Origin of the sequence: Candidatus Photodesmus blepharonis (assembly GCF_000731795.2) — a bacterium.
Lineage (GTDB): Bacteria > Pseudomonadota > Gammaproteobacteria > Enterobacterales > Vibrionaceae > Vibrio > Vibrio blepharonis.
The window spans coordinates 19791-35026 of sequence record NZ_JGVK01000009.1 but is presented as its reverse complement, the minus strand read 5'-3'; the positions used below and the strand labels follow the sequence as shown (position 1 = coordinate 35026).

Sequence of the window (15236 nt, the reverse complement as noted above, 5' to 3'; positions counted from 1 at the left end):
GCACTGTCTAATACGACCAATTAAAGTCAACTGCTCTACCAACTGAGCTAACGACCTAATGGTACCCCGCAGTGGGGAGTCAAACCCATGTTTCCACCGAGAAAAGGCGATGTCCTAGTCCTCTCAAAAGTTAAACTTACTCCTTTTGCAACCCGCCCCTATGGTATAATAAGCAGTGTGTATAAAGCCTGGAGACGCATTTGTGTTCTGGGCTATGATCAAACTCTTCAATTAAAGTTTTTTATCAATAAATATAGTTGCCTAATGTACACTGATTGCATACTAATTATGAATTGACTGTGCTGATCCCCTTATCAATAATAGAGAAAGGTGCCATTTAGTCACTTAATTCATTGATAAATTTTTACGATTAAACAACAAGTGCCTACACAGATTCATAGGTTAAAATTATTAAAGCACTCCGCTTGATGTTTTCTTCTCAATTCAGACAGTCATTCTAGCCTCAAATATTTTTACACTTGCTGATTCACTAAATAAAATTATAGCTTACCTCACAAATACTATGTTTTTTGCAAAGCACTTATAGAATGTTTTAGATGTTTAAAACAAAAATTTATTGGCCTTATGTTGGAAATTTGTTTTCCATCTTCTGTACATATCTGGGTATACTCTAAAAATATTCTCACCAAATAATTAATGATAAATTATTTGAAGTCAAACACATTAAAATACGATATGAAAACCTTTCAAGAAATGATCTTAATTTTGCAGAATTACTGGTCTCAAAATGGTTGCGCAATTATTCAACCTATAGATATGGAAGTAGGTGCTGGCACTTCTCATCCGATGACATGTCTGCGCGCACTTGGTCCTGAACCAATGTCAGTAGCCTACGTCCAAGCATCTCGACGCCCTACTGATGGTCGATATGCCCAGAATCCAAACCGTCTACAACACTATTATCAATTTCAAGTGGCTTTAAAACCTTCCCCAGAAAATATCCAGGAATTATATCTAGATTCATTAAAAATTCTTGGTATAGATCCAACTATACATGATATCCGTTTTGTAGAAGATGATTGGGAAAATCCTACCCTAGGAGCTTGGGGATTAGGCTGGGAAGTGTGGATCAACGGTATGGAAATAACACAATTTACCTACTTTCAACAAATCGCTGGATTTGCTTGTAAACCAGTTACCGGTGAGATCACTTATGGTATGGAACGATTAGGAATGTATATACAAAAAGTAGATTCAGTCTACGATCTTATATGGAGTGTAGGAGTAGATGGTTCAAAAAATACCTATGGTGATATTTTTCGCCAAAATGAGATAGAACACTCTGCTTACAACTTTGAATATACGGATATTAATTTTTTATTTATTTTTTTTGAGCAATGCGAAAAGGAATGCAAAGAGCTTCTAAAACTTAAAAATCCGCTTCCTCTTCCAGCATATGAACGTATACTGAAGGCAGGACATACGTTCAACTTACTTGATGCGCGTAAAGCTATCTCTGTAACTGAACGTAAGCGCTATATTTTTCGCATCCGTAATCTAACTAAAGCAGTTGGAGAAGCATACTATATGTCTCGTCAAACTTTAGGTTTCCCAATGTGTAAAAAAGAAAAATTGGATTTAAAAGAATAATGAAAAAAAACTTTCTATTTGAATTAGGTACAGAAGAACTACCTCCAACAACACTTCGGCTTTTAGCTGAAACGTTGGCAAAAAATTTTGAAAAAGAGATGAAAGCTGCTGACTTGAAATACAAAAGTGTGAAATGGTATGCGACACCTCGTCGTCTTGCAGTTAAAGTAATTAGCCTAGCTGAAGCTCAAACAGATAAAATAGTAATTAAGCAAGGACCAACAGTTTCTGTAGCTTTTGATATACACGGAAAGGCCACAAAAGCTGCTTTAGGTTGGATCAAAGATCATGGTATCAGTCTTGAACAAACCGAACGTCTTATGACTAAAAAAGGCGAACGACTACTTTTTAAGCAAAAAGTAAAAGGAAAACCTACTCAAGAGATAATTGTTAACTTAGTAAAAAAAGCGCTAGCTAACTTAACAACAAAAAAGTCGATGCGATGGGGAAATTCTAATATTCAGTTCATCCGTCCAATAAAAACTTTGATTATGCTTCTTAACGATGAGATCGTTGAAGGAGAAATTTTTGGTATTAAATCTAATCGCATTATCCACGGGCACCGTTTCATGGGCGAAAAAGAATTTATAATAGAATCCGCAGATGAGTATCCAGAAATTCTAGAAAAACGTGGAAGAGTTATAGCCGATTATGAAGCACGAAAAAAAATTATTATTTCTGATTCAAAAAAAGCAGCTACAAAAATTGGTGGTATTGCAGACCTAGAAGATCAACTAGTGGAAGAAGTAACTTCTCTCGTTGAATGGCCAGTTGTGCTGACAGCACAATTCGAAGAAAAATTCCTACAAGTGCCTAGCGAAGCATTAGTTTACACTATGAAAACCAACCAAAAATACTTCCCTGTTTACTCTAAAAAAAACGGGGAAAAAAAGCTACTACCGCACTTCATATTTGTTTCTAATATCGAATCTAGAGATCCCCTCCGCGTAATTGAAGGTAATGAAAAAGTAGTCCGTTCACGCCTCACCGATGCTGAGTTCTTCTTTAAAACCGATTGCAAACGCACTCTTATTGATCGTCTTCCTTATTTAGAAAAAATCATCTTTCAAAAACAACTTGGTAGCATTAAGGATAAAACAAATCGGATCACAAAATTGTCTGCTCACATCGCTCAAAAAATTGGTGTCAGCATAACAAAATCCAAGCGTGCTGGATTACTAGCAAAATGTGATTTAATTACATCTATGGTAACTGAGTTTCCCGAGATTCAAGGCATCATGGGGATGCATTATGCAAGACAAAATTCTGAAGATAAACAGGTAGCTCTAGCTCTCTATGAACAATATATGCCTCGTTTTTCAGGAGATCGAATACCAAGTCCTGGAATTTCTTCAGCACTTGCTATGTCAGATAAGCTAGATACTATTGTTGGTATCTTCGGCATCGGTCAAAAACCTCAAGGCTCGGATCCATTTGCATTACGTCGATTATCTTTAGGCGTATTACGGACTATTATTGAAAATGGCTACAATTTAGATCTAGTTGAACTTATCGCCAAAGCTACAGAGCTACTAAGGGATAAAATAACAAACAACAATGTAGAAACTGACGTAATTAAATTTATGCTAGATCGTTTACACGTATGGTACAAGAACTCCGGCTTTAACATCAATATCATTCGATCAGTATCAGCGTGCCATCTAACTAAACCAACTGATTTTGACCAACGAATTAAAGCTATGACTAATTTTTCCAAACTAGAGACAGCTAAATCTTTAGCAACGGCTAACAAACGTGTGAACAACATTCTAGCAAAATTCAATGGTGACTTGCTAGAAGAGCTAGACCAATCTCTTCTCGAAGAAGACGCTGAAAAAACTTTAGCTGAACGAGTAGCAGCAACAAAAAAAGCAATAGAGCCTGAGCTTCAGTTAGGTAACTACCAACAGGCACTGAAGACCGTAGCTAATTTAAACGAGCCAGTGAATACATTTTTAAATGATGTAACGATCATGGTGAATAACGACATGTTGAAAAGGAATCGATTCACATTGCTCAGCAACCTTCGTAACTTATTTCTAACAGTCGCGGATATTTCTCTACTTGATAAGTAATAAAAATATTATACAAATTCACATAGGAAAAAACCACATAATAGAAAAACAACAGCGTGACTCAACATTAAGTTTACTAAAATTTACGTGTAAAAACGCATAAGTACTCCGTCTTTCGTCTACATTCTAACTTTTTTCAATGAAATTTTCACTATTAATCGAAATCTTACGTGGCTGCATAGCCTCTGGAATTTTTCTTTCTAAATCCACATGGAGTAAACCGTTCTCCATTGTCGCACCAATTACTTTTACATAATCAGCCAACTGAAATTGACGATCGAATCCACGTTCTGCAATTCCCTGGTAAATATAATTCGTACTTTCTTCAGTTCTTCTTTCACCACGTACAATTAACATATTTTCTTTCTGTGTAATATCCAACTGTTCTTCACTAAAACCAGCAACTGCCATAGTTATACGATACTTATTTTCATCTTGCTGTGCAATATTATATGGAGGATAACCTGCTTGAGAATTTTTGGTATTACTTGTTTCCATCATATCAAATAAACAATCAAAACCAATTGCATTACGGTATAAAGGGGAGAAATCTATATTTCGCATAAAATACTATCCTCTTCAATTAATAACAAACTGTTCCGGTTTAAAGGCTCAACGCTCACTGCACTCTTAAACACCCTTAAAAGTGAATCTAAAACGCACAATTTCTACATCAAACCGGATGGAGTATACCAGAAAAAATTTTAAAATATCAAGCAGCGTTCCATTACTCTTAATATAAAATCACTAAAAATTGAAAATTCTATACATCTAAATTTACCACTTTGAGAGCATTTTTCTCAATAAAATCACGACGAGGTTCAACTTGATCTCCCATTAAGGTAGAAAATAATTGATCAGCACTGATAGCATCTTCAATTGTTACTTGCATCATACAACGTGTTTCTGGATTCATAGTGGTTTCCCAAAGCTGCTCTGGGTTCATTTCACCTAAACCTTTATAACGTTGTAAATTTAACCCACGACGCGACTCATCTATCAACCAATTCAAAGCCTCAATGAATGTAGTGATACACTGTACACGCTCACCACGTTTAACATAAGCACCATTCTTAATTAAGTCCTTGAATTCCTTTGATAATGAAGACAATTTCAAATATTCTTTAGAATTTATCAGTTCAATGCTTAACAAATACTCATGCATCACACCATGGATACGAACCTTAATTTTAGGTATACTTAAAGCAAGACTAGTCTGATACTCTAATTCAAAGCTATATTGACTAACAGCAGCTTCTTTTTTATTTAATTGCTTAACCAGTTGTTTACTCCAAACTGTAACTATCTCACGGTCATAACATTGTTCCTCTGTCAAACGTGGCATGTAAATAAATTCATGTATTAAGGCCTGTGGATAACGTAGGCTCATTCTTTTCACCAATTTCATACCATCATTATATTGTAGTACTAATTGCTCTAATGCTTTACCTTCTAGTGCTGACGCTTCTTCGCCGACAAACAATGCCGCATGCTCTAACGCAACAGAAATCTGGTATCGACTCATTGCATCTTCATCCTTAATATATCTCTCTTGTTTACCTTTCTTTACTCTATAAAGTGGAGGTTGAGCTATATAAATATAACCGCGTTCAATAAGCTCTGGCATTTGACGATAAAAAAAGGTTAAAAGCAAGGTACGAATATGAGAACCATCAACATCTGCATCAGTCATAATAATTATATTGTGATAACGTAATTTATCTGGATTGTACTCATCACGACCAATGCCACAACCTAACGCAGTAATCAAAGTAGCTACTTCTTGAGATGAAAGCATCTTATCAAAGCGTGCTTTCTCAACATTTAAAATTTTGCCTTTCAGTGGGAGAACTGCCTGATTTTTACGATTGCGCCCTTGCTTAGCACTACCCCCAGCAGAATCTCCTTCTACTATATAGAGTTCTGATAGTACAGGATTTTTTTCTTGACAATCAGACAGCTTGCCAGGCAGACCAGCTAGATCTAACGCACCTTTACGACGAGTCATTTCACGCGCTTTACGTGCAGCTTCACGAGCACGTGCTGCATCGATAATTTTTGAACAAATAATCTTTGCCTCTGTTGGATTTTCAACCAAAAATTCGGATAACTTTTCTCCCATCGCAGATTCAACAGCAGCTTTTACTTCTGATGAAACGAGTTTATCTTTCGTTTGACTTGAAAATTTAGGATCTGGATTTTTTACAGAAATAATTGCAGTTAAACCCTCGCGAGCATCATCACCTGAAATAGTAGATTTCGATTTTTTAGAAAAACCCTCTTTATCTATAAAAGTGTTCATAGTACGGGTTAACGCAGATCGAAAACCAGCAAGGTGAGTCCCACCATCACGTTGAGGAATATTGTTGGTAAAACAATAGATATTTTCCTGAAAACCATCATTCCATTGCATTGCTATCTCAATCGCAATGCCATCCTCACGTTTGTAGTTAAAGTGGAATATTTTTGGAATAATTGGATTTTTATTAAGGTTCAAATGCTGCACAAACGCTTGGATACCACCATCAAATTCAAAATGATCACTTTTATCTTCTTCACGCTCGTCAATCAAGTGTATAGAGACACCAGAATTAAGAAAGGACAGCTCGCGCAAACGCTTCGCTAAAATATCATAATGAAACACGACGCTTGAAAAAGTTTCTTCGCTTGGCCAGAATCTAATTTCTGTTCCTGTTTCGATCGTAGCACAAACTTCAGTTAACGGTGCTTGAGATTTACCATGGTGATAGGTTTGAGTATATGTCTTTCCACCGCGATGAATAGTTAAAACGACTTTTTTGGATAATGCATTTACAACTGAAACACCAACTCCATGTAAACCACCCGACACTTTATATGAATTATTATCAAATTTACCACCTGCATGTAGTACTGTCATAATAACTTCTGCTGCTGAAATTTGTTCTCCCAAATGCATTTCAGTAGGAATACCACGACCATCATCTCGCACTGATACTGATCTATCTTCATAAATAGTCACAATGATATCATTACAATAACCTGCCAATGCCTCATCGATGGAGTTATCCACAATCTCAAAAACCATATGGTGTAAACCAGTACCGTCATCTGTGTTGCCAATATACATACCTGGACGTTTACGTACAGCATCCAGTCCTTTTAATACTTTAATACTCGATGAATCATAATTTTTAGACATGAATTTTTCTCTCTTATCCTTGCTCTATTACACCACTTTTCACATTAAAGATTCTATCATTGCTATCATACATATCAAAAATTTGGCTTTCGGAAATAGAACTAACAAAAACTTGAGATCCTGTCGCTTTTAAACAATCAGCCAGATACTTACGACGCTGACTATCCAACTCAGAAGCAAAGTCATCAATTAAGTAAATGCATGGCTTGCCTGTCATCTGAGTTAAATACTGACCTTGTGCAATACGTAATGCACATACCATCAATTTCAACTGACCACGTGATAGAACATCTTTTGCCGATGTTTTATCTACCTTAATTTTTAAATCTGCTTTATTCGGACCATTTAGAGTATAACCTAGAGATTGATCACGTTCGAAACTTCTCTCAAGAATTTGTTTATATAACATATTTTTCTCCCACCCTTGATAGTACTTCAATTCAATATCAAACTCTGGTAGAAGTAAATTGCATATACATTTTACCATCACATTTATTTTTTCAATGTACTTGCCACGCCATATGCTTATATTTTCAGATAAACGAGCCATCTCTTGATCCCAATAACTTAACTCACGATAATTCGAAACCACTTTTAACAATGCATTACGTTGTTTGTTCAAACGCTTAAAACGACTCCACACACTGTAAAACTCAGATTCGATATGAAATACGCCCCAATCAATAAATGCACGACGATATTTTGGAGCATCGACAAGCAGATCAAATCCTTCTGGATGGATCAACTGCAAAGGCAACACCTGTGCAAGCTGTACCACTTTTTGTCCAGATTGGCCCCTTATTTTGATTTCTTTAGTACCGTTGCGACGCTCATGAATACCAATTGGAATTTCACATTGAAGTGTATTCAAAAAGCGACCATGAACAAATAGTTCGTCACACTCATTTTGTATAACATACCTTGTTAACACACCTTTAAAAGAACGACCATAGCCAAGCATATAAATAGCTTCAAGAAGACTAGTTTTACCACTAGCGTTCGGACCAACAAGAAAATTAAATCCTGTCTCTAACTCAATATCACAAGACTTAATATTACGAAATTGATGAATAATTAAACGAGTTAATGGCATTTAAGAATATGAAAACAAATCTATAAACGAATTGGCATTAATACATACATTGTACTATCATCTTCAAAATCTCGGATAAGCACACTAGAATTAGCATCAGAAATAAACATCAGTATTTTATCGCAACGCAAAGTACTAAGTATATCCAACATATAACTAACATTAAACCCCATCTCTAAAGGATAACCATTGAATGAGATATCTAAAATCTCTTCGGCTTCTTCTCGATCTGAGTTGTTAGCAACGATACGCATCTCAGTGTCAACTAATTTGATTCTCACACAACGAAATTTTTCGCTAGAAAAAATTGCTACACGAGAAAAAGCTTGATGTAAATCATTACATGATGCTTCTAACGTTTTGTTTGTGTTTTTTGGAAAAACACGACGGTAATCAGGAAAGAGACCATCAATCAACTTTGAAGTAAATACAAAATCATTAACTTCAATTCTCAAATTTGAACTACCAATTTGTAATACCACTGGCTTTTCAGGAACAGTAAGTAATTTAACCAATTCATGAACACCCTTGCGAGGCACAATAATCTGCTTTCGCTTAAAATTATCCATGAGCTGTATTTGAGATACAGCCATTCGATGACCATCTGTTGCAATCGTGCGCAAAACACTACCATCAATTTCAAATAGCATGCCGTTAAGATAATAGCGCACATCTTGATTTGCCATCGAAAATTTAGTTTTCTCAACCAAACCACGTAGTTCAGCTTGTGTAAGCGATACCTCAATTTCACTTTTCCAAGCTTCAATATTAGGAAAATCATTAGCTGGCAGCGTCGAAAAAGAAAATTTACTACGACCAGAATGAATATTCAAACGATCACCTTGTAAAATGATACTTAAAACTGAAGTTTGCGATAATCCACGGCAAATATCTAGAAATTTACGAGAAGGTATAGTTGTACTACCTTCTTCAAAAGAATCCTTTAGCACCAATGAGCTAACGATCTCAATTTCAAGATCAGTTGAAGTTATTGATAACATGTTATTCTGAACTTTAACAAGCAAATTACCAAGGATAGGTAAAGCCGGACGACTATTCAGCATGCTAGAAACTTGTTGTAATGGCTTAATTAGTTGATTACGTTCAACAGTAAATTTCATATTTAGTTTTTTAGGATAATTTATTTTAGCTTAGTTGTTAAATTGTACCTTACTAAATCTTTTTAAAATTAAGAAGAAAGAGTACGAATCAAATTTGAATAATCCTCCTTTATATCATGGCTTTCTTCACGAAGCTGCTGTATTTTACGGCAAGCATGTAATACTGTTGTATGATCGCGACCACCAAATGCATCACCAATTTCAGGTAAACTGTGATTTGTCAAATCCTTGGCTAAAGCCATAGCTAATTGACGAGGACGTGCAACAGAACGAGAGCGACGTTTAGAAAGAAGATCAGCTACCTTGACCTTATAGTATTCAGCAACTGTCTTTTGAATATTATCCACAGTTACTAATTTTTCTTGCAGAGCTAACAAATCACGCAGCGCTTCGCGAACGAAATCAATTGTGATAGAACGACCCGTAAAATTAGCATTAGCAATAACACGATTTAACGCGCCTTCCAATTCTCGGACGTTCGAGCGCAACCTCTTTGCAATAAAAAAGGCAACCTCATCTGCAAGAGTAACCTCATGATCCTCTGCTTTCTTCATTAAAATAGCAACTCGAGTTTCCAACTCCGGTGGTTCAATCGCAACCGTTAATCCCCAACCAAAACGAGACTTTAAACGATCTTCAACACCGTTGATTTCCTTAGGATAACGATCAGATGTTAAAATAATTTGTTGATTTCCCTCAAGTAATGCATTAAACGTATGGAAAAATTCCTCCTGCGAACGTTCTTTGTTAGCAAAAAATTGAATATCATCAATAAGTAATGCATCAACACTACGATAGTAACGCTTAAATTCTTCAATCGCATTGTTTTGTAAAGCTTTTACCATATCTTGTACAAAACGCTCAGAATGCATATAGACCACTTTAGCATTAAGCTCATTATCTACAATGGCATTACCCACTGCATGCAACAAATGGGTTTTACCTAAACCAGTACCTCCATATAAAAATAACGGATTGTATGCTGCACCTGGATTATCTGAAACCTGACGTGCTGCTGCTAAACCTAACTGGTTCGATTTACCTTCAACAAAATTATTGAACTTGTGTTTAGGGTTTACATTTGATCGATGATTAATGATAGTCTCGTTTTTATCCCAAGTTTTATGTACAGATCTACTGGCCTGAAGCTGTGCAGGAGCAGACGACATAGCTGCAACATCTGCCAGTGTATGTCTTGGCCTTAGCTTCAGTATCATCGGTCGACTACCAACCTCAAAACGAAGATTTGGAACATCATTACCACAATATTTTTGCAATAAACGATTGATACTATCAATATACTTATCACGTACCCAATCAAGTACAAAGCGATTAGGTGCAAATAAAGTCAGTGTGTTATCATTAAGCTCCGCTTGTAACGGACGAACCCACATACTAAATTCTGTTGTTGGTAACTCGTCTTGAAGCTCCTGCAAACACTGCAACCAAAGAGAAGATGACACGGCAACCTCGCTTGTAATTCATAATGAAAAAATATAATTGATTTTACCTGTTGATAGTTAAGATCACCAGTAATTGAAATACGATCCAGCGAATAAGATCAAAGTTATTCACAATTTTTCTTTATGTAATTACAACAACAAAAACACCACACAATACAAGTAAATTTTCTCTAACCACTTTGAATCAAACGCATAAAAAAATAAACTCCAAATTACAAGTTCAATCATTTACATATCGCAATTTTTTTCTAAAATACAGTCTCTGTCTTTAGAGCCCAAGTAAATGTGATTCAATCCTAAAAACACTGCTACTATCCATAATAATTTAGAAGGTTTGCTAGAATATTGCCTACTTGTTTGCAATTTTTTTTCAAGCAAGTTAGCATTGTACGAGATTTTATTTAAAGTGTGCTTTTGGTTTAGTAGAATATGGTTTCTATATAGGTCTTAATGATTTCCCCACAAAAAATATTGGGAAGGTCCACGCTGTAAACGGTAAAATAAAAAGTAAAACAAGTAAGAAGGTATCAATAATGAAACGCACTTTTCAACCTACAGTTCTAAAGCGCAGTCGTACTCATGGATTCCGTGCACGTATGGCTACTAAAAATGGTCGTAAAATCATTAATGCACGTCGTGCAAAAGGCCGTATACGACTATCAAAGTAGCTATTAACTAATTTTGCATACACATAAATTTGACAAGGAGTTACGTTTATTAACTCCGGAGCATTATCAACACGTTTTTAAGCAAGCTCGCCGTGTGAGTTCGTTGTATTTTACTATAGTTTCTCGTGATAACGCTCTGTCGAAACCAAGATTAGGATTAGCTGTCCCTAAAAAACAAATCAGGACTTCCGTTGCCCGTAATAATTTTAAACGTCTCGCTCGCGAAAGCTTTCGTCAAAACCAGCATAAACTTCCTCATAAAGATTTTGTTGTAATTGCGAAAAAAGATACACAAACTTTAAGCAATAATGAAACCTTCAAACTATTTGATAAACTATGGATTCGCTTCTCTCTCCCCTATCATGGATAACTATTAAGTTTATCTACCTATACAGACTGACGATTAGCCCTCTAATAGCTCCTCGGTGTCAATTTGATCCAACCTGCTCCTTATATGCAATAGAAGCACTAAAAATTCACGGCTTCATAAAAGGAACTTGGTTATTAGTCAAGCGTCTATTAAAATGCCATCCTCTATGTAAAGGGGGGAAAGACCCTGTCCCACAAATCCTACAACAAGACCGAGACAAATAACGATGGATTCTCAACGCAATATCCTTTTAATCTCTTTGGCATTAGTTTCATTTTTATTGTTCCAACAATGGTCAGCATCTAAGAATACAATACACAAAGCAACTGAACAAAGAGAACTCAGTAGCGATACCACATCTCAATCATCCGTTGCTAGTCAGTCTACTCTAGCGGGCGAACTGTTACCATCTACAGACGTAATTAAAGTAACCACCGATGTTTTAACTCTGTTAATTAGTACATTTGGAGGAGATGTAGTGGAGGCAAATCTAAACAAATACTCTGCTGAACTCAATTCCTCAGAAAAATTCACATTGCTAAAAAATACTCCAGATCACAAATTCATCGCCCAAAGTGGTCTAATCGGCCCTCAAGGAATCGATTTAAGCAGTAGTAACCGCCCCCATTATCAAACGAGCAAGAGAAATTTCATATTAGCTGATGGGGAAGATGAAATACGTGTTCCTCTTAGCTATCAAAAAGATGGCTTAAGGTACACCAAAACGTTCATTTTAAAACGTAATCAGTATGCGATCGATGTTGAATTTGATGTAGTTAATAACTCGGATTATAATTCAACTGTCGGTATCTACGCTCATCTACGTCAAAATTTAATGGACTCTGGAGGTAGTATAACACTTCCGACATATCTGGGTGGAGCATACTCAACACAGGATACTCGCTACAAAAAATATAGCTTCAAAGATATGAAAAAAAATAACCTGTCTCTAAATTTGCCTGATGGGGAAGGCTGGATCGCAATGATTCAACATTATTTTGCAGCAGCATGGATCCCAAGATTTGAAGCAAATGCTAATTTATACACTCGCGTAATTAACAATATTGCAGACATTGGTATTCGAATACCTAGTAAAACCATTGCTAGCGGCAAGACTGAGAAATTCATGCTAACACTTTGGGTTGGACCAAAATTACAAAAAGAAATGGAAGCAATAGCAAAAAATCTCGACCTAGTAGTTGATTATGGTTGGCTATGGTTTATCGCAAAACCATTGCATACGTTGCTTTCCTTTATCCAAAGCTTCGTCGGAAACTGGGGAATAGCAATCATCATACTCACCTTTATCGTTCGTGGCGCTATGTATTCTCTAACAAAAGCCCAATATACCTCTATGGCTAAAATGCGAGTTCTTCAACCTAAACTACAAGCGATGCGTGAACGGCTTGGAAACGACCGTCAACGTATGAGTCAAGAAATGATGGAGCTATATAAAAGAGAAAAAGTGAACCCAATTGGAGGTTGTTTGCCGATTATCCTACAGATGCCGATTTTCATCTCTCTCTACTGGGCACTCATGGAATCTGTTGAACTACGTCATTCACCCTTTTTTGCTTGGATTCGTGACCTTTCGTCTCAAGATCCATATTTCATCTTACCTATTTTAATGGGTGCTTCCATGTTTCTCATACAAAAAATGAGTCCAACAACAATAACCGATCCAATGCAGAAAAAAATTATGACGTTTATGCCCATCGTATTTACTTTCTTTTTTCTTTGGTTTCCATCAGGTCTCGTTTTATACTGGTTAGTCTCTAACATTGTTACTCTCATTCAACAAACGTTAATTTACAAAACTTTGTATAAAGAAGGGATTACACTCTAAATTATTAATTCTACATCATGTGGTTTATTCTGAGTAAGCACAATTATGACTAGAGATACTATCGTTGCTCCAGCTACATCACAAGGTCGTGCTGGTATCGGAATTGTGCGCATATCGGGACCTAAAAGCGCAAAAATCGCACTTAAAGTCACTGGAAAAATACTTCAACCTCGTTACGCCGAGTATCTTTCTTTTAAATCTGAAGATGGTGCAGAGTTAGATAAGGGCATTGCCCTGTACTTTCCAGGACCGTATTCATTTACTGGAGAAGATGTGCTGGAACTTCAAGGCCACGGTAGCCCTGTTATGATAGATATGTTAATCAATCGTATTCTAAAAATTCCAAATGTCAGATTAGCTCGCCCTGGAGAATTTTCTGAACGTGCTTTTCTTAATGGAAAAATAGATCTTATTCAAGCAGAAGCAATAGCCGATCTAATCAACGCTACTTCAAAAGAAGCCGCTAGATCAGCATTTAAATCTTTTCAAGGAGAATTTTCCAAACGCATTCAGATTATTTCAAAATCATTAATTAATTTACGCATACATGTTGAAGCTATCATCGATTTTCCTGAAGAGACGATTGACCTTCTAGACACTGACAGAATGTATAATGATTTACAAAAAATTATTGAAAATCTAGAAAAAATACGACAAGAAGCTAATCAAGGAATTATCATCCGTGATGGAATGCAAGTGGTAATTGCTGGCCTCCCTAACGCTGGCAAATCAAGCTTACTTAATGCACTATCAGGAAAAGAATCGGCTATTGTAACTGAAATTCCTGGTACAACACGTGATATTTTACGTGAACACATACATATTGATGGTATGCCGTTACATATACTTGATACAGCTGGACTCTGCAATTCCTCTGATCCAGTTGAAAAAATTGGTGTTGAAAGGGCTTGGAAAGAAATAAAACAGGCCGATCAAATACTTTTTGTAATTGATGCTATATCTCCAAACGCAAGCAACAAAGTTTATCTAGATTTTATTCAAAAGATATCGAGTAACGCTAAGATAACTATTGTTCGCAATAAGATTGATCAAACTGATGAAAATCCTGGCATATCTCACGCTAGATCTCCAACTTTGATTCGTCTTTCAGCCAAAACTGGAGAAGGCATAGATACGCTAAAAAAGCATTTTAAAGAACGTATGAATTTTTTAGGGAGCAATGAAGGAAACTTCATGGCACGTCGTCGGCATATAGATGCTCTAGAACAAGCTTTAAGACATTTGCATAAAAGCCAAAAGAATCTCAGTTGTATCACAGATGATATTTTAGCGGAAGAATTGAGAATATCTCAACAATATCTTAATGAAATTACAGGAAAATTTAGTTCTGACGATTTACTTGAAAAAATTTTCTCCTCATTTTGTATAGGGAAGTAAATAAGCTTTTCTATTCATAGCAATCTTAACAGAAACCAAATAATGATTAGGTGTAAATTCTTTTTTTATTTAAAAGACAACCTGTGAATAACATATATATTATCTGGTAATAATTAAGTCGTTATCCTTTATAATATGTATTTTTTTTATTTCTATGTATAACTCCTTGTTTTGATCCCAGCTAATCCTCATTATGATCACACAAAAGATCACTTAGTATGATCAACTTAAAGTTCATGATCTAATTGATCATATTTGAGTTATCCACAAAAGTAGAAAAACCTAATAATAAATATAATAGATCTATATTAATATATATTATTACACTTAGTGTAAAATCATATTATCGCGCAATAAAAAAAGGTAGAATGTTACTTCTTGAAATTCACTCAATAAGATACTTGAGGTAA

The 15236-nt window shown here is 35.8% G+C and carries 11 protein-coding genes and 1 pseudogene; 7 read left to right on the top strand and 5 right to left on the bottom strand.

Annotation, left to right across the window (positions count from 1 at the left end):
• The first annotated feature begins 657 nt into the window (after positions 1–657).
• Both glyQ and glyS read left to right on the top strand, forming a co-directional pair.
• A complete protein-coding gene (gene glyQ / locus CF67_RS01745; protein ID WP_034413603.1) occupies positions 658–1611 on the top strand; it encodes a glycine--tRNA ligase subunit alpha in 954 nt (317 codons plus the stop codon).
• Positions 1611–3686, top strand: coding sequence for a glycine--tRNA ligase subunit beta (gene glyS / locus CF67_RS01740; protein WP_034413601.1), 2076 nt, complete (start codon positions 1611–1613; stop codon positions 3684–3686). The genes glyQ and glyS overlap by 1 nt, the downstream gene beginning before the upstream one ends.
• A gap of 126 nt (positions 3687–3812) precedes the next feature.
• Here the strand turns inward: glyS and CF67_RS01735 are convergent, their stop codons facing one another.
• The 5 genes from CF67_RS01735 to dnaA form a co-directional block, all read right to left on the bottom strand.
• Positions 3813–4250: an Hsp20 family protein gene (locus CF67_RS01735; protein WP_034413599.1), complete on the bottom strand. Its 438-nt coding sequence runs from the start codon at positions 4248–4250 to the stop codon at positions 3813–3815.
• A gap of 199 nt (positions 4251–4449) precedes the next feature.
• Positions 4450–6867: a DNA topoisomerase (ATP-hydrolyzing) subunit B gene (gene gyrB / locus CF67_RS01730; RefSeq protein ID WP_034413597.1), complete on the bottom strand. Its 2418-nt coding sequence runs from the start codon at positions 6865–6867 to the stop codon at positions 4450–4452.
• A gap of 13 nt (positions 6868–6880) precedes the next feature.
• Positions 6881–7960, bottom strand: a complete 1080-nt coding sequence (gene recF / locus CF67_RS01725; RefSeq protein ID WP_034413594.1) for a DNA replication/repair protein RecF — start codon at positions 7958–7960, stop codon at positions 6881–6883.
• A 20-nt stretch (positions 7961–7980) separates the two neighbouring features.
• Positions 7981–9081 (bottom strand): DNA polymerase III subunit beta, encoded by a 1101-nt coding sequence (gene dnaN / locus CF67_RS01720; RefSeq protein WP_034413591.1) that lies wholly within the window; start codon positions 9079–9081, stop codon positions 7981–7983.
• A 68-nt stretch (positions 9082–9149) separates the two neighbouring features.
• Positions 9150–10544 carry a chromosomal replication initiator protein DnaA gene (gene dnaA, locus CF67_RS01715; RefSeq protein WP_034413588.1) on the bottom strand — a complete coding sequence of 465 codons (1395 nt, stop codon included), beginning with the start codon at positions 10542–10544 and terminating at the stop codon, positions 9150–9152.
• Between the two features lie 533 nt (positions 10545–11077).
• Here dnaA and rpmH point away from each other — a divergent pair.
• The 5 genes and pseudogenes from rpmH to mnmE all read left to right on the top strand — a co-directional run bounded on the left by rpmH (position 11078) and on the right by mnmE (position 14826).
• Entirely contained in the window at positions 11078–11212 is a 135-nt protein-coding gene (gene rpmH / locus CF67_RS01710; protein WP_034413585.1) for a 50S ribosomal protein L34, read from the top strand.
• Positions 11213–11225: 13 nt separating this feature from the next.
• A complete protein-coding gene (gene rnpA / locus CF67_RS01705; protein ID WP_034413583.1) occupies positions 11226–11582 on the top strand; it encodes a ribonuclease P protein component in 357 nt (118 codons plus the stop codon).
• On the top strand, positions 11549–11806 hold the full coding sequence (gene yidD / locus CF67_RS01700) for a membrane protein insertion efficiency factor YidD (RefSeq protein WP_081847417.1): 258 nt from the start codon (positions 11549–11551) through the stop codon (positions 11804–11806). Before rnpA ends, yidD begins: the two co-directional genes overlap by 34 nt.
• A 2-nt stretch (positions 11807–11808) precedes the next feature.
• Positions 11809–13465 (top strand): annotated as a pseudogene (gene yidC / locus CF67_RS01695) (membrane protein insertase YidC).
• Positions 13466–13473: 8 nt separating this feature from the next.
• On the top strand, positions 13474–14826 hold the full coding sequence (gene mnmE / locus CF67_RS01690) for a tRNA uridine-5-carboxymethylaminomethyl(34) synthesis GTPase MnmE (protein ID WP_034413580.1): 1353 nt from the start codon (positions 13474–13476) through the stop codon (positions 14824–14826).
• The last annotated feature ends 410 nt before the right edge of the window (positions 14827–15236 follow it).

Excerpts from the sequence above, each read along its gene's own strand:
- glyQ (WP_034413603.1), top strand. The coding sequence starts at position 658 with ATGATAAATTATTTGAAGTCAAACACATTAAAATACGATATGAAAACC.
- glyS (WP_034413601.1), top strand. The coding sequence starts at position 1,611 with ATGAAAAAAAACTTTCTATTTGAATTAGGTACAGAAGAACTACCTCCA.
- CF67_RS01735 (WP_034413599.1), bottom strand. The coding sequence starts at position 4,250 with ATGCGAAATATAGATTTCTCCCCTTTATACCGTAATGCAATTGGTTTT.
- gyrB (WP_034413597.1), bottom strand. The coding sequence starts at position 6,867 with ATGTCTAAAAATTATGATTCATCGAGTATTAAAGTATTAAAAGGACTG.
- recF (WP_034413594.1), bottom strand. The coding sequence starts at position 7,960 with ATGCCATTAACTCGTTTAATTATTCATCAATTTCGTAATATTAAGTCT.
- dnaN (WP_034413591.1), bottom strand. The coding sequence starts at position 9,081 with ATGAAATTTACTGTTGAACGTAATCAACTAATTAAGCCATTACAACAA.
- rpmH (WP_034413585.1), top strand. The coding sequence starts at position 11,078 with ATGAAACGCACTTTTCAACCTACAGTTCTAAAGCGCAGTCGTACTCAT.
- yidD (WP_081847417.1), top strand. The coding sequence starts at position 11,549 with ATGGATTCGCTTCTCTCTCCCCTATCATGGATAACTATTAAGTTTATC.
- mnmE (WP_034413580.1), top strand. The coding sequence starts at position 13,474 with ATGACTAGAGATACTATCGTTGCTCCAGCTACATCACAAGGTCGTGCT.